This is a genomic window from Streptomyces sp. NPDC104202 (genome assembly GCF_055584185.1).
Genome location: NZ_JBVJMN010000065.1, coordinates 30,028 through 48,768, shown reverse-complemented (window position 1 = coordinate 48,768; position 18,741 = coordinate 30,028). Strand labels below are relative to the sequence as shown.

Annotated in this window: 18 protein-coding genes and 1 riboswitch; of the genes, 12 read left to right on the top strand and 6 right to left on the bottom strand. The window is 74.5% G+C overall.

Annotated features, from left to right (window positions below; all coding sequences use genetic code 11):
• The first annotated feature begins 210 nt into the window (after positions 1-210).
• Positions 211-1,641, top strand: coding sequence for a DUF2079 domain-containing protein (locus tag ACZ60W_RS31275; protein ID WP_469758771.1), 1,431 nt, complete (start codon positions 211-213; stop codon positions 1,639-1,641).
• Between the two features lie 64 nt (positions 1,642-1,705).
• Here the strand turns inward: ACZ60W_RS31275 and ACZ60W_RS31270 are convergent, their stop codons facing one another.
• The gene (locus ACZ60W_RS31270) at positions 1,706-2,293 is read right to left on the bottom strand and encodes a hypothetical protein (RefSeq protein ID WP_469758770.1); all 588 of its coding nucleotides are present in this window, start codon (positions 2,291-2,293) and stop codon (positions 1,706-1,708) included.
• 249 nt (positions 2,294-2,542) lie between these two features.
• Between ACZ60W_RS31270 and ACZ60W_RS31265 the strand changes: the two genes are divergently transcribed.
• The 7 genes from ACZ60W_RS31265 to ACZ60W_RS31235 all read left to right on the top strand — a co-directional run bounded on the left by ACZ60W_RS31265 (position 2,543) and on the right by ACZ60W_RS31235 (position 9,743).
• Positions 2,543-3,403, top strand: a complete 861-nt coding sequence (locus ACZ60W_RS31265) for a bifunctional methylenetetrahydrofolate dehydrogenase/methenyltetrahydrofolate cyclohydrolase (protein ID WP_469758769.1) — start codon at positions 2,543-2,545, stop codon at positions 3,401-3,403.
• Position 3,404: 1 nt separating this feature from the next.
• On the top strand, positions 3,405-3,935 hold the full coding sequence (locus ACZ60W_RS31260; RefSeq protein ID WP_469758768.1) for a DUF3017 domain-containing protein: 531 nt from the start codon (positions 3,405-3,407) through the stop codon (positions 3,933-3,935).
• A 237-nt stretch (positions 3,936-4,172) separates the two neighbouring features.
• On the top strand, positions 4,173-5,171 hold the full coding sequence (locus ACZ60W_RS31255; protein ID WP_469758767.1) for a helix-turn-helix domain-containing protein: 999 nt from the start codon (positions 4,173-4,175) through the stop codon (positions 5,169-5,171).
• A 300-nt stretch (positions 5,172-5,471) separates the two neighbouring features.
• Entirely contained in the window at positions 5,472-6,461 is a 990-nt protein-coding gene (locus ACZ60W_RS31250) for a malate dehydrogenase (RefSeq protein ID WP_469758766.1), read from the top strand.
• Between the two features lie 163 nt (positions 6,462-6,624).
• Positions 6,625-8,379: a hypothetical protein gene (locus tag ACZ60W_RS31245; protein ID WP_469758765.1), complete on the top strand. Its 1,755-nt coding sequence runs from the start codon at positions 6,625-6,627 to the stop codon at positions 8,377-8,379.
• Positions 8,372-8,752 (top strand): hypothetical protein, encoded by a 381-nt coding sequence (locus tag ACZ60W_RS31240; RefSeq protein ID WP_469758764.1) that lies wholly within the window; start codon positions 8,372-8,374, stop codon positions 8,750-8,752. The genes ACZ60W_RS31245 and ACZ60W_RS31240 overlap by 8 nt, the downstream gene beginning before the upstream one ends.
• 1 nt (position 8,753) lies before the next feature.
• Complete coding sequence (locus ACZ60W_RS31235) at positions 8,754-9,743, top strand: hypothetical protein (protein ID WP_469758763.1); 990 nt, start codon at positions 8,754-8,756, stop codon at positions 9,741-9,743.
• An 18-nt stretch (positions 9,744-9,761) separates the two neighbouring features.
• Here the strand turns inward: ACZ60W_RS31235 and ACZ60W_RS31230 are convergent, their stop codons facing one another.
• Both ACZ60W_RS31230 and ACZ60W_RS31225 read right to left on the bottom strand, forming a co-directional pair.
• On the bottom strand, positions 9,762-10,514 hold the full coding sequence (locus tag ACZ60W_RS31230; protein WP_469758762.1) for an isocitrate lyase/PEP mutase family protein: 753 nt from the start codon (positions 10,512-10,514) through the stop codon (positions 9,762-9,764).
• Entirely contained in the window at positions 10,511-11,029 is a 519-nt protein-coding gene (locus ACZ60W_RS31225) for a carboxymuconolactone decarboxylase family protein (RefSeq protein ID WP_469758761.1), read from the bottom strand. The genes ACZ60W_RS31230 and ACZ60W_RS31225 overlap by 4 nt, the downstream gene beginning before the upstream one ends.
• Before the next feature lie 47 nt (positions 11,030-11,076).
• Between ACZ60W_RS31225 and pdxR the strand changes: the two genes are divergently transcribed.
• A complete protein-coding gene (pdxR, locus tag ACZ60W_RS31220; protein ID WP_469758760.1) occupies positions 11,077-12,546 on the top strand; it encodes a MocR-like pyridoxine biosynthesis transcription factor PdxR in 1,470 nt (489 codons plus the stop codon).
• A gap of 18 nt (positions 12,547-12,564) precedes the next feature.
• On the opposite strand, the gene ACZ60W_RS31215 is transcribed toward pdxR, so the two are convergent.
• Positions 12,565-13,476, bottom strand: a complete 912-nt coding sequence (locus ACZ60W_RS31215) for a hypothetical protein (protein ID WP_469758759.1) — start codon at positions 13,474-13,476, stop codon at positions 12,565-12,567.
• A gap of 115 nt (positions 13,477-13,591) precedes the next feature.
• On the opposite strand from ACZ60W_RS31215, the gene ACZ60W_RS31210 reads away from it, so the two are divergent.
• Together ACZ60W_RS31210 and ACZ60W_RS31205 are read left to right on the top strand one after the other, a co-directional pair.
• Positions 13,592-13,891, top strand: a complete 300-nt coding sequence (locus tag ACZ60W_RS31210; protein WP_469758758.1) for a hypothetical protein — start codon at positions 13,592-13,594, stop codon at positions 13,889-13,891.
• Between the two features lie 14 nt (positions 13,892-13,905).
• Positions 13,906-15,090: a glutathionylspermidine synthase family protein gene (locus ACZ60W_RS31205; protein ID WP_469758757.1), complete on the top strand. Its 1,185-nt coding sequence runs from the start codon at positions 13,906-13,908 to the stop codon at positions 15,088-15,090.
• A gap of 81 nt (positions 15,091-15,171) precedes the next feature.
• Here the strand turns inward: ACZ60W_RS31205 and ACZ60W_RS31200 are convergent, their stop codons facing one another.
• Both ACZ60W_RS31200 and rocD read right to left on the bottom strand, forming a co-directional pair.
• Positions 15,172-15,849 carry a polysaccharide deacetylase family protein gene (locus ACZ60W_RS31200; RefSeq protein ID WP_469758772.1) on the bottom strand — a complete coding sequence of 226 codons (678 nt, stop codon included), beginning with the start codon at positions 15,847-15,849 and terminating at the stop codon, positions 15,172-15,174.
• Between the two features lie 127 nt (positions 15,850-15,976).
• Positions 15,977-17,182 (bottom strand): ornithine--oxo-acid transaminase, encoded by a 1,206-nt coding sequence (gene rocD / locus ACZ60W_RS31195; RefSeq protein WP_469758756.1) that lies wholly within the window; start codon positions 17,180-17,182, stop codon positions 15,977-15,979.
• A 116-nt stretch (positions 17,183-17,298) separates the two neighbouring features.
• A riboswitch (ZMP/ZTP riboswitch) is annotated at positions 17,299-17,389 on the top strand.
• A 72-nt stretch (positions 17,390-17,461) separates the two neighbouring features.
• Here rocD and ACZ60W_RS31190 point away from each other — a divergent pair.
• Positions 17,462-18,730, top strand: coding sequence for a serine hydroxymethyltransferase (locus ACZ60W_RS31190; RefSeq protein ID WP_469758755.1), 1,269 nt, complete (start codon positions 17,462-17,464; stop codon positions 18,728-18,730).
• Positions 18,731-18,741 lie beyond the last annotated feature (11 nt).

Sequence of the window (18,741 nt, the reverse complement as noted above, 5' to 3'; positions counted from 1 at the left end):
GCCGGTTCGTTTCCCCCCCTTTTCCCCCCCCCCCCCCCCCCCCCCCCCCCCCCCCCTACCCCCCCCCCCCCCCCCCCCCCCCCCCCCCCGTCCGTCGTCCCGGTCGGCGACGACTGCCTTTCCGGACCGTGGCGAAGGGTCCGTCGATCGGGTGGTCTCTGGTCTAATGGGTTGCTCTTTTGTCGGCCGCCGGTAGTGGGGGACGTGGTGTTGGACGTACTGAACAGGCCCGCTGCGGATCCCGTCGAAGCCGAGCCGGCCGAGGGGCTCTCCCCCGCCCCCCTCCGCCCGTACGTGATCCTCGCGGTGGTCCTCTGCGCGCTGTACTTCCTCTACTCCTGGGTGCAGTACACCCACTTCCGGACCCCCTCCTGGGACCTCGGGATCTTCGGGCAGTCGGTCCGGGCGTACGCCGAGTTCCGCGTCCCCGTCGCCGACATCAAGGGCCCGGGCTTCCCGATACTCGGTGACCACTTCAGCCCGGTCACCGCGCTCCTCGCGCCGCTGTACTGGATCTGGCCCTCGCCGGCCGCCCTGCTCTTCGGGCAGGCCGCGCTGTTCGCCGGCTCCGCCGTCGTCGTCGGCCGCACCACCCAGCAGATCCTGGGCAGCCGGGCCGCCGGGATCGGCCTCACCGTCGCGTACGGGCTCTCCTGGGGGCTCCAGGAAGCGGTCAAGTCCGACTTCCACGAGATCGCCTTCGCCGTCCCGATGCTCGCCCTGACCTGCCGGGCGCTGCTCCTGAACCGCTGGACCGCGGCCGTGGCCTGGTCCGCGCCGCTCGTCCTGGTCAAGGAGGACATGGGGCTCACCGTCGCCATGGTCGGCGCGGTCCTCTTCCTGAAGGGGCGGAAGCGGCTGGGCGCCGCCCTGGCCGGGTTCGGCGTGGCGGCCTTCGCCCTCACCGTCCTCGTCCTGATCCCGACGGCGAGCCGACTGGGCCAGTACGACTACTGGTCCAAGATCGAGAAGACCGGGCAGGGCACCGACACCTCGTTCGCCCAGGTCGTCGGCGACGCGCTCGCCTCGGGCGAGCGCTGGGAGATGGTCCTCTACCTGCTCGCCGTCACCGGCTTCCTCGCCCTGCGCTCCCCGCTGATCCTGCTCGTCCTGCCCACGCTCGGCTGGCGCTTCCTCTCCCAGGACCCCAACCACTGGGGCATGCACTGGCACTACAGCGCGGTCCTCATGCCGGTGGTCTTCCTCGCCCTGGTCGACGCGGTCCGCTCCGTGCGCACCTCGCCGCGCGCCTGGCTCGCCTCGTACGGGAAGGTCGTCGTCCCGGTGGCCACGGCCGTCTCGCTGGTCCTCGCCGCGAACCTGCCGCTGCGGGAGCTGACGAAGCCGGAGACGTACCGCTCCGACGCCCGGGCCGCCCAGGCGCGGGCCGCGGTCGACGCGGTGCCGGACGGGGTCAGCGTGGAGGCCGACGTCTCCCTCCTGGCCCACCTCACGGCGGACCACCGCGTCTTCTGGGTGGGCACCTCCAAGGGCGCCACCCCCGACTACCTCGCCTTCGACCTGCGCGGCTGGTCGTCCCAGGTGTCCGACCCGGCGCAGCTGGCTTCGCAACTGCATCCGGAGGCGCGGTACGTGATCACCCACCGCTCGGAGGGCTTCGCGGTCCTCAAGCGGCAGTAGACGGCGCGGGCACGCGCGAGGGGCGGGATCCGCGCACGGATCCCGCCCCTCGGGCGTGTCGGACTCAGTACTGCTGCTTGTTCCGGTTGAACCAGGCGGAGCCGTCCGACTTCGCCGTGAAGACGATCACCAGGACGGCGAGCGCCAGGCTGACGATGCCCAGGGGCAGCGAGAAGAGGCTGAACAGGGCGCCGACGGCGCCGTAGACGATCGAGCCGATGCGGACGCCGTTGCCGCCGGAGCGGAACTTGGCGGCCAGCACCATGCCGACGGCCGCGAAGACGAGCGAGATGACACCCGCGACGATCAGGAGGCCCTGGCCGAAGTCCGCGAACGCCTCGGCGTCGGCCGACGAGGCGCCCGACTTCTCCAGCTCGCCGTCGACGGCGAAGGACAGACCGATGACGGCGATGCCGCCGATCAGGTTGAAGGCGCCGAGGATCCACAGCATCACGCGGGCGGCCTTCACCCCGCCGGGCATCTCGGTCGGGCCGGCCGGGTAGCCGCCGTACGGCGAGACCGGCGGGGCGGCCGGGTAGCCGTAACCCTGCTGCGGGACGCCCTGGGGGGTCTGCTGCGGGTAGCCGTAGCCGGGCTGCTGGCCCTGGCCCTGCTGCTGGCCGTAGGGGTTGTTCGGGTCGCCGAAGCTCATCGCGGGTTCCTCCGTGAATATCTCTGTGCGGGGACGACGCGGCCCGCGCGGAGGACTTTCACGGCATTTGAGCGGATTTCCCCCCGGCACTTTCCGCGGTACTGCGCGGATCATCGTCGTCGTACCGTCGACTTTTTGTCCAGTCGATACGTGGCGGAGTTGTGCAAGTGCAACCTGTCGCTCCGCAGGACGGAGCCCTCGGCGCGAGCGAATTGGAACAAGGCGGGGGTCATCCGGGAGGATGTCCGTATGAGCGCCCAGATTCTCGATGGCAAGGCCACCGCAGCCGCGATCAAGTCCGATCTGACCGTCCGTGTGGCGGCCCTCAAGGAGAAGGGCGTCACGCCCGGCCTCGGTACCGTCCTGGTCGGCGACGACCCGGCCAGCCAGAAGTACGTGGCCGGGAAGCACCGTGACTGCGCGCAGGTCGGGATCGCCTCGATCCAGCGCACGCTGCCCGCCACCGCCACCCAGGAGGAGATCGAGGCGGTCGTCCGGGAGCTCAACGACGACCCCGCCTGCACCGGCTACATCGTCCAGCTCCCGCTGCCCAAGGGCATCGACGAGAACCGCATCCTGGAGCTGATGGACCCGGCCAAGGACGCCGACGGCCTGCACCCGACCAACCTCGGCCGCCTCGTGCTCAACGAGCCCGCCCCGCTGCCCTGCACGCCCAACGGCATCGTCACCCTGCTCCGCGCCCACGGCGTGGAGATCAACGGCGCCGAGGTCGTCGTCGTCGGCCGCGGCGTCACCATCGGGCGCCCGATGCCGCTCATCCTGACGCGCCGCTCCGAGAACGCGACCGTGACCCAGTGCCACACCGGCACCCGGGACCTCTCGGCCCACCTGCGCAACGCCGACATCATCGTCGCGGCGGCCGGCGTGCCGCACCTGATCAAGGCCGAGGACGTGAAGCCGGGCGCGGCCGTCCTCGACGTCGGCGTCTCCCGCAACGGCGAGGGCAAGATCCTCGGCGACGTGGACCCGGACGTCGCGGAGGTGGCCGCCTGGATCTCCCCGAACCCCGGCGGCGTCGGCCCGATGACCCGCGCGCAGCTCCTCGTCAACGTCGTCGAGGCCGCGGAGCGCGCGGCCGCGGCGCTCTGACGTGACCTCCGGGACCCCGGAGTCGCCCGGGGGCACGGGCGGGCCGGACGCGACGGCGGGCGGCGGCCCGGCGGCCGACGCCGCGGAGACCGACGGGGAGACGGTGGTGGCCGGGGACGGGGCGAAGGCCGGCCCGTGGAAGCGGCCCGCGCCCACCCTCACCACCGACACCGCGCGGCCCGAGGGCGGCGGCCGGGCGGCGCCCGGCGACGCTCCCGCGCCGGCCCGGCAGTGGCCGCTGCTCACCGTCCTCGGGCTCGCCGGGTTCGGCCTGCTCGTGGTGGGCACGGACGCCTTCCCCCAGGCGTTCCGGGTGGGCACCGTCCTCGTCGGGACCGCGCTCCTCGTCGGGGCCGTGCTGCGCCGGATGCTGCCGTCGGTGGGCATGCTGGCCGTCCGGTCCCGTTTCACGGACATGATCACGTACGGGGTGATGGGCGGCCTGATCGTGCTGCTCGCCCTCATGGTGCAGCCGGAGCCCTGGCTGCGCATCCCATTCCTGGAGGACGTCCTCCACCTGACGGTCACGTAGGCCGGCGGCCGGACCCGTCCGGCTCGCGCGTGCGGCGACGGCGCCCGCCCTCTCCCCCGTGGGAGGGCGGGCGCCGTCACGATCAAGGGTCATGTACGTGCCAATGCGAGGACAAGCTCCGTCGGCGCGCTGTGGCACGGAAGTGACCATTCCGGTACCTCGGGCCCGGCACCGGGGGGCGCGCGTCGGCCGCGGACCTGCCATCCTTCGGGGAGGCAGGGACAAGGGGGACCGCACATGCCTCGCTGGAAGGCGCTGCCGGGCGAACTCGATCCGGACATCCTCGCGTTCACCGAGCGGCTGCGCCGCCTCGTCGACCGCAGCGGTCTCGGCGTGGCGGCCGTCGCCGAACGCACGGGCCACGAACGGGCCGCGTGGGACAGGTATCTGGACGCACGTCAGCCCGTGCCCAGGAACGCCGCCGTCACCCTCGCCGAGGCGACCGGCAGCGACATCGGCAGCCTCGCGGCCGCCTGGGAGCGCGCCGAACGCGCCTGGTCCCGTACGACCCGGCAGACCGGCCCCACGGCCACGGCGACGGCCTCCACCCCTGCGGAGACGCCGGCCGCGCCCCCGGCCGACGCCGCGAAGGCCGGACCCGAGCCCGGCGACGACCGCACCATGGAGATCCGCCGCCTCGACCGGGTCCCCGGCCCCCCACCGCCCCGCGCCCCCGCGGCTGCCGCACCGGCCCCGGCCGCCCCCGCCGCCGCCCAGCCCGCCCCCGCCCGCCGGCCGAACGTCCTGCTCTACGTGGCCGGCGTCGTCGGCGCGCTGCTCGTCGTCACCGCCGCGCTGCTCCTCGTCGACCTCGGAGGAGGGGACGACGGGAACCGGCCGACGGCGGCGCCGCCGTCGACGACCGCCCCGGCCACCGCGCCCAGGACCCTCCCGGCCGGGGTGAAGTGCGAGGGCGCCGACTGCGCCGGCCGCGACCCGGAGGCGATGGGCTGCGGCGGCGAGCTCGCCACCACCGTCGCGCGGGCCCGTGTCGGGTCCGCGCTCGTGGAGGTCCGGCACAGCCCCACCTGCTCCGCCGTCTGGGCGCGGATCTCCAAGGCGACCCCGGGGGACGCCGTCACCGTGGAGGTCGCGGGCGCCGCCGAGCGCGCCGTCGTCCCCGAGGGCGCCGACACCGACGCGTACACCCCGATGCTCCCCGTCGCCGCCGCGGCGGACGCGCGCGCCTGCGGCACGCTCGCCGACGGGCGGACCGGCTGCACCACCGACTCCTAGGAGGCGCCGGGGTGTTACCGCCCCGCGCGCGACGCCCGCCCCACGGCCTCCGCCCCGGCGACGTCCGGCGGGCGCGCCCGACGGACTCGCACGCACGGCCCCCGGGGGTCCCGGACGGGTGGCAGTGAGCCGGACCACAAGGGGGTGGGGGTCGGGGAGGCCCCGGGTCGGATAGCCTGACCGCTGGAATTCTCTTCACGTCGAGACACCGATCGATCAGACCGATCGATCGTCGATCAGAAGGGACGTCCAGCACCAGGGGCAGGGACCCCCACCGCCAGCTGTCTTACGGAGATCGCCATGACCCGCACTCCCGTGAATGTCACCGTGACCGGCGCGGCCGGCCAGATCGGCTACGCGCTGCTCTTCCGCATCGCCTCCGGCCACCTGCTCGGCGCGGACGTGCCGGTCAAGCTGCGCCTCCTCGAGATCCCGCAGGGCGTCAAGGCCGCCGAGGGCACCGCCATGGAGCTCGACGACTGCGCCTTCCCGCTCCTCAAGGGCATCGACATCTTCGACGACCCGAACCAGGGCTTCGAGGGTGCGAACGTCGCGCTGCTCGTCGGCGCCCGCCCGCGGACCAAGGGCATGGAGCGCGGTGACCTGCTCGCCGCCAACGGCGGCATCTTCAAGCCGCAGGGCAAGGCCATCAACGACCACGCCGCGGACGACATCAAGGTCCTCGTCGTCGGCAACCCGGCCAACACCAACGCCCTGATCGCCCAGGCCGCCGCCCCGGACGTGCCGGCCGAGCGCTTCACCGCGATGACCCGCCTGGACCACAACCGCGCGCTGTCGCAGCTGGCCCGGAAGACCGGCTCCTCGGTCGAGGACATCAAGCGCCTCACCATCTGGGGCAACCACTCGGCGACCCAGTACCCGGACATCTTCCACGCGGAGATCGCCGGCAAGAACGCCGCCGAGGTCGTCGCCGACGAGGCGTGGCTGGCCGACTCCTTCATCCCGACCGTCGCCAAGCGCGGCGCCGCGATCATCGAGGCCCGTGGCGCGTCCTCCGCCGCCTCCGCCGCGAACGCCGCCATCGACCACGTCCACACCTGGGTCAACGGCACCGCCGCGGGCGACTGGACCTCCATGGGCATCCCGTCGGACGGCTCCTACGGCGTCCCGGAGGGCCTCATCTCCTCCTTCCCCGTCACCTGCACGGACGGGACGTACGAGATCGTCCAGGGCCTGGAGATCAACGACTTCTCCCGCACCCGCATCGACGCGTCCGTGGCGGAGCTCGCCGAGGAGCGCGACGCGGTCCGTGAGCTCGGCCTGATCTGAGTCCTGCTCCACGCGCTCGGCGCCCCCGGACCGCACGACCGACCGTGCGGCCCGGGGGCGCCGTCTTATGCGCCGACACGGAGCGCCCACCTCCCCTATGCTGTCCCACCGGTCCGGGCCAACCGGGCCGTGAACAGGGACAGTTCCGTATTTCGGGGGAGTTTTGGCGCAGTCTTCGTTACCCCAGCAGCCCGGTCCGCCGCCGAGCGCACCGCCCGGTCCGCCGTCCGCCGTCGACCCGCGGCGGCTGCCCGAGGCCAGCGAGGCGACCCGCCTCCTCTGCGCCGGCACCTACCTCGACGACGGCTTCCGTGACGCGGTCATCGACGAGCTGTACGTCCACGAGGAGCGCTTCGCCGCGCCCTCCCTCGGCTACGACGCGACCCGCGTCCTCGCCCACGCCCTGCGCGCCCGCCGCGTCGAACTCGGCTGGGCCGTCGGCATCCTGGCCCTCTGGATCGTCGCGATCCCGCTCACCAAGGGCCTGGTCGCCCTCCTGATCGCGCCGTACCTGGTGCTCGGCGCGGCGCGCTGGATCCGCGGCCGCTCCGCGGACGTCCCGGTCTACCGGCTCGTCCCCGCCTTCGTCCTGCGCTGGTACGGGCGGCTGCTCTTCCTCCAGTCCGCGCTGCTCCTCCTCTTCCTCGTCATCGGCGACGAGGAGTCCGACGGTGGCCTCCTCGGCGAGGTCTCGGAGAGCGGAGAGGTCCTCGACCTCGCGGTCTCCCTCGTCGCCCAGGAGATGTGGGGCATCGGCAGGCCGGAGGCGTGGATCACCATCGCCGTGCCGCTGCTCGTGGCCTGGGCGGTGGCCACCCAGCGCGGCCAGTTCGCCCGCGCGCTCACCGAGGAGCTGTCCCGGGAGCGGTTCCCCGACCGGCACGCCGACCCGGCCGAGCAGGCCGAGGGCGCCCGGTCGCGGCGGCTGCGCGACCGCATCCGCACCGAGCAGCACGCACGGCTCGTCCTGTACGGCGCCGACGACCCGTTCTGCGGCGCCGGCGAGCCGTACGAGCCCTGGTCGCTCTCCATCGAGCTGCGCCCCCGCAAGAACCTCGACGGCAAGGCGCCCGAACCGCTCGACAACAGCGCCGTCATGCGTCACGTCGTCCCGCTGGTGGAGGCCCTGCGCGTGCCCTCCCCGCACGGCTCGCCGCGGCTCCAGGCCGCCGTACGGGACCGGCTGCGCGAACTGGAGATCGACGAGGTCGTCTTCCTGCCCGTCGACGGGCTGCCCGCCCGCACCGCCGCGCCGTACTCGGCGGAGGGGTTCGAGGCGCACCGCTCCGGCGCGATCGAGGAGGGCGGCGAGACCCGCCGCCACTTCCTGCGGATCAGGGTCGGCGGCTGGGGCGAGGAGATCGTCACGACCGTCTTCGTCCGCGTCCACACCCAGGGCGGGATGCTGATGCTGGAGGTCGCCCCGCACGTCCTGCGGCCGGTGAAGCCGCTCTTCCGGTACGCCGACCGGATCGCCCACCGCTACCGCCACAACCACCACTTCGGCAAGGCCGTCTGGGCCCTCGGCCAGACCCCCCGCTCGGCGGGGCAGGCGCTGGTCACGGTCTGGCGCGCCCTCGGTCACCTCTGGCGGGTGCTGACGGCGGGTCACGCCCACGCCCTGCCCGAGGGGCCCGCGGCCTCCGTCCGCGAGCTCGGCTCCGACGACGAGGCCTCGCTGTTCCAGGAGATGGACGTCAGCCGCTACCTGAAGAGCGTGCAGGACCGGGTCGCGAACGGCGTCACGGCCGCGCTCCGCGAAGCCGGCTACGAGACGGCCGAGTTCGAGCAGAAGATCGTGCACGTCGCCGAGGGCGGCACCTTCATCGAGAACACCAAGGGCAACGTCACCCTCGGCCACCACAACACCGTGACCACCAGGAACTTCACCTCGACCCCCGGAGGCGACCGTGGCTGACACCGACGGCACCCGTGACCCGCGCGGCATTCACGTCACCAACACCGGCGGCAACGTCACGATCGGCGACCACAACACCGTCACCAGCACCGTGCACGGCGCCCAGCCGGCCCGCGACCCGCGGCAGGAGGAGCTCCTCCTCGCCATCCGCCGGCTCCGCGGCGACCTGGCCGGCGTCGTCCCCTCCGAGCAGACGGCCGCCCTCGACGACGAACTGTCCGACGCCGAGGACGAGATCGAGGGCACCGGCGGCGCCGGCACCGGCCGCCTGCGCCGCCTGCGCCAGGCCCTCGCGGACGCCGGGGCGGTGACCGGGATCCTCGCCTCGGGCGTCGCCGTCGGCCAGGCCGTCGGCACCCTCCTCGGTGGGTGAGATGAGCGGCGCCCGCTGGAACGACGAGACGCAGAGCTGGGAGACCACCACCGCACCGGCCGCCACCACCCCGGCCGTTCCGGCACCGGCGGCTCCCGCCCCGGCCTTTCCGGCTCCGGGCTCCCCGGCTCCGGGGACCCCGGAGCCGGGGACGCCGGTCGTCCCCCCTCCGCCGGAGTACGCGCCGGCGCACGAACCGTCGTACGGTCCGGCGCACGACCCGTCCTACGGTCCCGGGCCCGCGTACGTCCCCGAGACGGGCGGCCCGCAGTACGCCATGCCCGGGGCCGCCCCGGCGGCGCCCCGGCCACGGCCGCGGGCGGCGCTCGTGGCGGGCGTGGCCGTGGCGGTGCTCGCCGCGGGTTCCGCGGGCTGGCTGGTCTGGGGCCGCGGCGACGGCAAGGACCCGGCCGCCGACGGCCCGGCGGCCTCGGTGTCGGCGCCGCCGGAGTCCGGCGACCAAACCGCTCCCGCGCCCACCGACGACCCCGCGACCGCCATCCCGTCGGCGTCCGGCACGACCACGCCCGCCGCCGACGTCCCGCCGCCCGGCTACAGCGCGCAGCGGGACGTCAAGGGCTTCACCATCGGGGTGCCCGACGGCTGGAACCGCACCGAGTCCGACCAGGGCGTCTTCTTCAACGCGCCGGACGGCCGGAGCCTCGTCCAGGTCTTCGTGGTCACCGAGGACGGCCTGACCCCGTACGAGGCGCTGCGCGGGGTGTCCGAGGACGGCCGGACCAACAAGCCCGGCTACCAGGAGATCAGCCTCGAACGGGTCACCGGCGAACCCGGCGCACCGGCCGACGCCGCCGAGCTGGTGTACGCCTACGACCGCGAGGGCGGCCGGCGCAAGGTCGTCGACCGCGCCTTCACGGCCGAGGACGGCACCCACTACGCCATCCTGGCCGCCGGTCCCGAGGCCGACTGGCCCAAGCAACGCGAAGTGCTGCGCGTGGCCCTGGAGTTCTTCCGCCCGGGGGCCTACTGACGGACCTCAGGGACGGCGTCAGGCGCCGGGCGCCCCGCCGTCCCGCAGCCTCGCCGCGAGGGCCGCGAGGTCGTCGAGCGCGTGCAGGAGGAGGCCGTCGCCGAAGGTGACGCGGGTCGCGCCGAGCCGGCCCAGCTCGGCGAACGGGGGGCCGCCGGGGACGGCCAGGACGTTGATCGGGAGGTCGCCGAGGGCGGCGCGCAGGACCGGCAGGTCCGCGGGCGGGGCCCCGATCGGGTAGACGCAGTCCGCCCCGGCCGCCGCGTACAGGCGGGCGCGGGCCACCGCGGCCTCCGCGGGCTCGGGCACGCCGCGGAGGTACACGTCCACGCGCGCGTTGAGGACGAGCCCGGGGCCCGCCGCGTCCCGCACCGCGGCCAGCCAGTCGGCGTGGGCGCGCGGGTCCTTCAGCGCCCGGTCCGGGCCGGTGTCCTCCAGGTTGACGCCGACCGCGCCGGACTCCCGTACCCGCTCGGCCAGTTCCGCCGGGGCGAGGCCGTAGCCGCCCTCCAGGTCGGCCGAGACGGGGACGGAGACCGAGCGGGTGATCCGGGCGACGGCGGCGAACATCTCGTCCGCGGGCGTCGCCCCGTCCCGGTGTCCGAGGGCGGCGGCGATCCCGGCGCTCGGCGTGGCGAGCGCGGGGAACCCGGCCGCCTCGAAGGCGCGGGCGCTCGCCGCGTCCCACGGGCCGGGCAGCACCAGCGGATCCGCCGCGGCCCGCCCCCGGTGCAGGGCGCGCAGGACCGCGGTCCCGGAGTCCGCGCTCACGCGGAGCGCGGGGTGTAGTGGCCCGGGGTCAGCCGGGTCGTGACGCCGATGCGGTTCCAGGCGTTGATCGTGGTGATCGCGGCGATGACCCGGGCGAGTTCGAGCTCGTCGAAGTGCGCGGCGGCCCGGGCGTACACCTCGTCGGGGACGAAGCCGTCGGTGAGGACGGTGACGGCCTCGGTCAGCGCGAGGGCGGCGAGCTCCCGCTCGGTGTAGAAGTGCCGGGACTCCTCCCAGGCGGAGAGCTGCACGATCCGCTCGACGGTCTCGCCCTCGGCCAGCGCGTCCTTGGTGTGCATGTCGATGCAGAACGCGCAGTGGTTGACCTGCGAGGCGCGGATCTTGATCAGGTGGTAGAGGGTCGGGTCGACGTCCTTCGCCGCCGCCGTCTCCAGCCGGACCATCGCCCGGTAGTACTCGGGGAGCAGCTCCGCCAGCGAGAGGCGGGGCGCGTGCTCGTGGGCGTGGGCGGTCGGCTCGGCGGGGGCCGCGGCGGGCTGTGTCGTGGTGGTCATACCGATCACCGTACGACCGCTGTGGCGCACGGGTATGGTCCATTTCCATGGCGAACGAGTGGGCCACTTTCGGGGCCGACCTGCATCTGGAACTCCGTGGTCCGCGGCTGCGCGCCGGCCTCATGGAGGCCCTGCGGGAGGCCGTGCGCAGCGGCCGCCTGGAGGCCGGCACCCGGCTGCCGTCCTCCCGGTCCCTCGCCGCCGACCTCGGCATGGCCCGCAACACCGTCGCCGACGCCTACGCGGAGCTGGTCGCCGAGGGCTGGCTCACGGCCCGGCAGGGCTCCGGCACCCGGGTCGCCCGGCGCGCCGCCCCCCGCAGGCCGCCGGTCCAGGCGCCCGGCCCCGCGCCGGAGCGGCCTCCGGCCCCGCCTCCGGCGGGCGGCGCCCGGCCGGGCGCGCCGGCGGGCCCCTGGCGTGCGGGCGCCCCCGCGCACAACCTGAAGGCCGGCTCCCCCGACCTCGCCTCCTTCCCGCGCGCCGAATGGCTCAAGGCGTACCGGCGGGCGATCACCGCCGCCCCGCACGAGGCCTTCGGCTACGGCGATCCGCGCGGCCGGATCGAACTCCGCACCGCCCTGGCCGAGTACCTCTCCCGCGCCCGCGGCGTCCACGCCCGGCCCGAACGCATCATGATCTGCGCGGGTTTCGTCCACGGGCTGATGCTGATGGGCGACGTGCTGCGCGGCCGCGGGGTCCGGGACGTGGCGGTCGAGTCGTACGGGCTCGACGTCCACGCCCGGCTCCTGGAGCGGGCCGGGCTCGGGACCCCGCCGCTGCCCTACGACGCCCGCGGCACCCGGGTCGAGGAGCTCGCCGAGGAGGCGTTCGGCGGCACCGGGGCCGTCCTCATGACGGCCGCCCACCAGTTCCCGCTGGGCGGCGCGCTGCCCCCGGACCGGCGCTCCGCCCTCGTCGACTGGGCGCGCGCCGCGGGCGGCTTCGTCCTGGAGGACGACTACGACGGGGAGTTCCGCTACGACCGGCAGCCCGTGGGCGCGCTCCAGGGGCTCGACCCCGAGCGGGTCGTCTACCTGGGCACCGCGAGCAAGTCCCTCGCGCCCGGACTGCGCCTCGCCTGGATGGTGGTGCCCGAGGAGCTGATGGCCGAGGTCGTCGCCGCGAAGGGGGCCGTGGACTGGGTGTCGAGCGCCCCGGACCAGCTGGCGTTCGCGGAGTTCCTCGGCTCGGGGGCGTACGACCGGCACGTCCGGGCGAGCCGGCTGCGCTACCGCCGCCGCCGCGACCAGCTGGTGGCGGCCGTCGCCGCCCACTCGCCCGGGACCCGGGTCAGCGGCATCGCCGCCGGGCTCCACGCGGTCCTCGCCCTCCCGCCCGGCACCGAACAGGAGGTCCTGCGGGCCGCCGCCTGGCACGGCCTCGCCGTCCAGGGCCTCGACCAGTTCCGCCGCCCCTCCGTGCCCGCCACCCTCGACGGCCTCGTCGTCGGCTACGCCACGCCCCCGGACAGCGGCTGGCAGAACGCCCTCCGCGCCCTGTGCCGCGTGCTGCCCTGACCCGGCCGGGCGCTCGCGTCAGGGCGGCCCCGGGTTCCTCCCCGGGGCCGCCTCCGGACCCGTCCCCGGGGACGGGTCCGCCCCCAGGGGCGTCTCCTGCCCGCCGGGGCCCGTCCCGTCCGGCTGCGCGGGCGGTTCGCCGAAGCGGGCCAGGGTGAGGGAGCCGGCGACGGCGACGGCGAAGCCGGTGACCGCCAGCCAGCCGAGGCCCTCGCGGGTGCGGTCGCCGAGCCAGACGACCCCGACGAGGGCCGGGCCGACCGTCTCGCCGAGCACCGCGCCGGCCGTCGCCGTGGTCACCGAGCCGCGCTGCAGCGCCGAGGTCAGCAGCAGGAACGCGGCCCCGCCGCCGACGAGGAGCGCGTACCAGGCGGGGTCGGCGAAGTCGATGCCGTCGATCAGCCGGACGGCCACCTCGACCACCCCGAACCCGAACCCCGCGCCGAGACCCAGGACGAGGGCCCGGGAGCGCGGCGGCAGCCGACCCGCCGCCATCCCGAGCAGCAGCACTCCGAAGGAGACCGCGAGCAGCGCCCAGGGCAGCGCCTCCGAGACCTCCCGGTGGCCCTCCTTGCCGGAGGCGACCGCCAGCATCGCGAGACCGGCGCAGACCACGCCGACCGCCGTCCACTCCACCCGTTTCAGCCGCACGCGCAGCACCCGGGAGGCGATCACCGCCGTGACGGCCAGGCTCGCGGCGAGCGCCGCGCCCACCACGTAGATCGGCAGCGTCCGCAGCGCCACGATCTGCAGGGCGAACCCCAGCCCGTCCATCCCGAGCCCGGCGATGTACCGCCACTGCCGCAGGGCCCGCCACATCAGCGCGACGTCGACCCCGCTGCCCGTCCCCGGCTCGGCGGCGCGCGCCGCCATCGCCTGGAACACCGAGGCCGCGCCGAAGCAGACGGACGAGGCCAGCGCGCAAATCATCCCGAGTAGCACGAAACGACTCTAGATGCCGAGGCCGGAAATCACCGGCCTACACTGTGCGGTCGCGACGGTCGTGACCGCGACGGACGTGACCGCGAAGGGGAGGGCGACGGACATGCGCAGGCTCAGGTCGAGCACGGTGGTGCTCGGTGGGATGGGTGTGCTCGCGGCGACGATCACCGCGTGCGGGGCGGAGCCGGACAAGCGGTGCGTCGACCCGCTGACCCGCGAGGAGCTGCCCAGCTACCGCTGCGAGAGCGGCGGCGGGAGCGACGACGACAGCAACGGCTCCACGCCTCGCGGCGCGTACTACTACGGCGGTTCCGTCAGCGACCGCAAGGTGAGCGGCGGCAGCTTCGACAAGAAGGCCGTCGACACCGGCGGCTTCGGCTGCTCCGGCACCGGCGGCGGCTGAGGCGGCGCGGCACCGTGGAACGGCACACCATCGAGCCCCGCCCGGGCTGGCAGCAGACGGTGGAGGAGCAGGGGCTCGTCTATCCGCTGACCCGCCACCCGGACGGTTCGCTGCGCCCGTACTGGGACGAGAGCGCGTACTACTCCTTCACCCTGCCCGAGGTCGAGGCGCTGGAGGAGGTCGTCGAGGAACTGCACGCGATGAGCCTCGCGGCGGCCGCGCACATCGTCGAGCGGGACCGGTTCGCCGAGCTCGGGATCACCGACCCCCGGCTGCGCGACCTGGTCGCCGAGTCGTGGCGGCGCCGCGCCGAACTCCCTTCCCTCTACGGCCGGTTCGACCTCCGCTACGACGGCACGGGCCCGGCGAAGATGCTGGAGTACAACGCCGACACGCCGACCTCGCTCGTGGAGGCCGCCAGCCCGCAGTGGTTCTGGATGGAGGAACGGTTCCCCGGCGCCGACCAGTGGAACTCCCTGCACGAACGGCTCGTCGACGCCTGGAGGCGGCAGGCGCCCCTGCTCCCGCCCGGCCCGCTCCACTTCGCGCACTCGGACGGCGACGAGCTCGGCGAGGACCTGATGACGGTCGCGTACCTGCGGGAGACGGCCCAGCAGGCGGGGCTCGCCACGGAGGCGCTGTCCGTCGAGCGGATCGGCTGGGACCGGCTCTCGCGCCGGTTCGTGGACGACCGGCTCCGCTTCATCCGCAGCTGCTTCAAGCTCTACCCGTGGGAGTGGCTGACCACCGACCGGTTCGGCCGGCACGTCCTGGACACCCTCGACAACGGCGGCGGCACCGGCACCACGTGCTGGATCGAACCGGCCTGGAAGATGCTGCTCTCCAACAAGGCGCTGCTCGCCGTCCTGTGGGAGCTGTACCCGGGCCACCCGAACCTGCTCCCCGCCTACCTCGACGGACCGCGCGAACTGGCCACGACCGGCGGCTGGGTCGCCAAGCCCCTGCTCGGCCGCGAGGGCGCGGGCGTCACGCTGCACGAGGCCGGCACGGAGCCCTTCGTCCGGGACGGGGAGGCGTGCTGCTACCAGGAGCTGGCCCCGCTGCCGGACTTCGACGGCAACCGGGTGGTGCTCGGCGCGTGGGTCGTCGAGGACGAGGCGGCGGGCCTCGGGATCCGGGAGTCGGCGGGACCCGTCACCGACGAGTACGCCCGCTTCCTCCCGCACGTGATCCTCTGAGCAGCCCGCGCGCCCGGGTCCCGCGCGCAAGGGCCCGTTCGCCGTGGCCCGTACGCCCCGGGCCCTTCCGCTCCCCGGCGGCTACTCCGCGACGTACTCCCGCAGCGGCGCCGGTGTCAGTCCGGCGGCCTCGGCCAGGTCGAGGGCGCGCGCCAGGTCCTGCGTCACCGTCTCGTTGAAGTGCAGCAGGATGATGTCGCCGGCCTTGAGCCGCGGGGCCGGCGGGGTCCACTGCCCCCAGGTGGTGAGGTCGTGCGTCCAGGTCACGACCGCCTTCGCCCCGCAGGCCCGGGCGGTGGTCCGGGTGGTGGCGTCGAAGGTGCCGTAGGGCGGGCGCAGCAGCCGCGACCCGTCGCCGAACTGCGCGAGGTGGCGGTCGCGGGCCCCGCACACCTGGGCCTTCTGGCCGGCGGCGTCGAGGGTGGTGAGGTCCGGGTGGTCGACGGTGTGGTTCTCGACGCGGGAGCGGCCCTGGTCGAGCAGGGTGGAAGTAGCCGGAGTCGTAGGAGTAGGCGCCGGGGAGCAGGAACAGCGAGGCGGGGACCCGGCGGTCCAGCAGCAGCCGCGCGGCCGCCGGGTCGTGGTTCCAGCCGTCGTCGACGGTGATGAAGACGACCGGGTCGGTGGTCTCGACGCGGGAGACCACCGGGACGGGCTCGGGCCAGGCCGCCCGGGGGGCGGCGTGCGCGGGTCCCGTGACCGCGCCGAGGAGCGCGAGCGGGACGAGGGCGGGACGAGGGCGGCGAGCGCGGCACGCATCGCGTGGCGCAGACGGAGTCTCGGCATGGCCGCATCATTGGCCTAGACCAACTGTCGTGTCAATGCACCGAGTTGCCCCGTCCCGCACCCTCTCCGGCGCCCCGTCCGCGCCCCCGGCCGGGCGCCGTCACTCCGACAGGACGGCCCTCAGCTGCTCCAGACCCCAGTCCAGGTCCTCCTTCGAGATGACCAGCGGAGGCGCGATCCGGATCGTGGAACCGTGGGTGTCCTTCACCAGCACCCCCCGCTCCATCAGCCGCTCCGAGATCGCACGGCCGGTGCCCCGGGAGGGCGCGATGTCCACCCCGGCCCACAGCCCGCGCCCGCGCACCGCCTCGACCGCGCCGCCGCCGACGAGCAGCCCCAGCTCCGCGTGGAGGTGCTCGCCCAGCTCCGTCGCCCGCTCCTGGTACTCGCCCGTCCGCAGCATCGCGATCACCTCCAGGGCCACCGCGCAGGCCAGCGGGTTCCCGCCGAAGGTCGAACCGTGCTCGCCCGGCCGGAACACCCCCAGCACGTCCCGGTCGGCGACCACCGCCGACACCGGCACCACGCCCCCGCCCAGCGCCTTCCCCAGGATGTACACGTCGGGGACCACGCCCTCGTGCTCGCACGCGAACGTCCGCCCCGTCCGGCCCAGGCCCGACTGGATCTCGTCCGCCATGAACAGCGCGTTGCGCCGGCGCGTCAGCTCCCGCACCCCCGCCAGATAGCCGGCCGGCGGCACCAGGACCCCCGCCTCGCCCTGGATCGGCTCCAGCAGCACCGCCACGGTGTTCTCCGTGACCGCCGCCTCCAGGGCCGTCAGGTCCCCGTACGGCACGATCTCGAACCCCGGCGTGTACGGACCGAAGTGGTCCCTCGCCTCGTGGTCGGTCGAGAAGCTGACGATCGTCGTCGTCCGGCCGTGGAAGTTGTTCGCCGCGACCACGATCTTCGCGTGCCCGTCCGGCACGCCCTTCACCTCGTACCCCCACTTCCGGGCCGTCTTCACGGCCGTCTCGACCGCCTCGGCCCCGGTGTTCATCGGCAGCACCGCCTCCTTGCCGCACAGCTCCGCGAGCCGCGTGCAGAACTCGGCGAAGCGGTCGTGGTGGAACGCCCGGGACGTCAGCGTCACCCGCTCCAGCTGGGCCTTCGCGGCGTCGATCAGACGCCGGTTGCCGTGCCCGAAGTTGAGCGCCGAGTACCCGGCGAGCATGTCGAGGTAGCGACGGCCCTCGACGTCGGTCATCCAGGCGCCGTCCGCCGAGGCGACGACGACCGGAAGGGGGTGGTAGTTGTGCGCGCTGTGCGCGTCCGCGGAAGCGATCGCGTCTTCTGTCCTCGACACGGGATCTCCGTTCGTCCTGCGGATCGGGGGTGACCCAGGGGGCTGTGGCCCCTTTCATATCGTCGCTCGGATGCCGGACGGGGAAACCTCGGCGACGGCGCGCCCGCTAGTCTGGAAACACGCACGGCGACTGGCGTACGGGGAAGCGACCCCGGGGGAGCCGTGCGCGGCAGACCACACGAGACGCCGCTCGCCTGGGCGTCACGGGACCGAAGTCCCGCGTGGCGCCGCGCCTTCCACGCAGTGCCCCGGGACCCCCGACGCCCGGAGGACACCCACATGACCGCTCCGCAGCACCACCCCGCCCTCGCCGCCGCCGACCCCGAACTCGCCGCCCTCGTCGGCGCCGAGGAACGCCTCCAGAGCGAGACCCTGCGCCTCATCCCCAGCGAGAACTACGTCTCCGCCGCCGTGCTGGAGGCGTCCGGCACGGTCCTCCAGAACAAGTACAGCGAGGGCTACCCCGGCCGCCGCTACTACGAGGGCCAGCAGAACGTCGACCGGGTCGAGACCCTCGCGATCGAGCGCGCCAAGGCCCTCTTCGGCGTCGAGCACGCCAACGTCCAGCCCTACTCCGGCTCCCCGGCCAACCTCGCCGTCTACCTCGCCTTCGCCGAGCCCGGCGACACCGTCATGGGCATGGCCCTGCCGATGGGCGGCCACCTCACCCACGGCTGGGGCGTCTCGGCCACCGGCCGGTGGTTCCGCGGCGTCCAGTACGGCGTACGCCACGACACCGGCCTCGTCGACCTCGACGAGGTCCGCGAACTGGCCCTCAAGGAGCGCCCGAAGGTCCTCTTCTGCGGCGGCACCGCCCTGCCCCGCACGATCGACTTCGCCGCCTTCGGCGAGATCGCCCGCGAGGCCGGCGCCGTCCTCGTCGCCGACGTCGCCCACATCGCCGGCCTCATCGCGGGCGGCGCCCATCCGTCCCCGGCCGGGCACGTGGACGTCATCTCCACCACCACCCACAAGACCCTCCGCGGCCCCCGCGGCGCCATGCTCATGTCCACCGAGGAGCACGCCAAGGCCCTCGACAAGGCCGTCTTCCCCGGCCTCCAGGGCGGCCCCCACAACCAGACCACCGCGGCCATCGCCGTCGCCCTCCGCGAGGCGTCCCAGCCCTCCTTCCGCGACTACGCCCACGCGGTCGTCGCCAACGCCCGGGCCCTCGCCGCCGCCCTCCTCGCCCGCGGCTTCGACCTCGTCTCCGGCGGCACCGACAACCACCTGATCCTGATGGACCTCACCTCCCGGCAGGTCCCCGGCAAGATCGCCGCGAAGGCCCTCGACCGGGCCGGCATCGTCGTCAACTACAACACCGTCCCCTTCGACCCCCGGAAGCCCTTCGACCCGTCCGGCATCCGCATCGGCACCCCCTCCCTCACCTCCCGGGGCCTGGGCGCGGAGCACATGGACCAGGTCGCCGACTGGATCGACCGTGCCGTCACCGCCGCCGGCACCGGAGACGAGGACGCGCTCCGCGCCGTCCGCGCCGAGGTCGCCGACCTCATGTCCGTCTTCCCGGCCCCCGGCCTCCCGGCCTGACCCCCGGCCCG

Coding starts and splice junctions, on each gene's coding strand:
- ACZ60W_RS31270 (WP_469758770.1), bottom strand. CDS start 2,293: ATGAGCTTCGGCGACCCGAACAACCCCTACGGCCAGCAGCAGGGCCAG.
- ACZ60W_RS31265 (WP_469758769.1), top strand. CDS start 2,543: ATGAGCGCCCAGATTCTCGATGGCAAGGCCACCGCAGCCGCGATCAAG.
- ACZ60W_RS31255 (WP_469758767.1), top strand. CDS start 4,173: ATGCCTCGCTGGAAGGCGCTGCCGGGCGAACTCGATCCGGACATCCTC.
- ACZ60W_RS31250 (WP_469758766.1), top strand. CDS start 5,472: ATGACCCGCACTCCCGTGAATGTCACCGTGACCGGCGCGGCCGGCCAG.
- ACZ60W_RS31235 (WP_469758763.1), top strand. CDS start 8,754: ATGAGCGGCGCCCGCTGGAACGACGAGACGCAGAGCTGGGAGACCACC.
- ACZ60W_RS31225 (WP_469758761.1), bottom strand. CDS start 11,029: ATGACCACCACGACACAGCCCGCCGCGGCCCCCGCCGAGCCGACCGCC.
- pdxR (WP_469758760.1), top strand. CDS start 11,077: ATGGCGAACGAGTGGGCCACTTTCGGGGCCGACCTGCATCTGGAACTC.
- ACZ60W_RS31215 (WP_469758759.1), bottom strand. CDS start 13,476: ATGATTTGCGCGCTGGCCTCGTCCGTCTGCTTCGGCGCGGCCTCGGTG.
- ACZ60W_RS31210 (WP_469758758.1), top strand. CDS start 13,592: ATGCGCAGGCTCAGGTCGAGCACGGTGGTGCTCGGTGGGATGGGTGTG.
- ACZ60W_RS31200 (WP_469758772.1), bottom strand. CDS start 15,849: ATGCGTGCCGCGCTCGCCGCCCTCGTCCCGCCCTCGTCCCGCTCGCGC.
- ACZ60W_RS31190 (WP_469758755.1), top strand. CDS start 17,462: ATGACCGCTCCGCAGCACCACCCCGCCCTCGCCGCCGCCGACCCCGAA.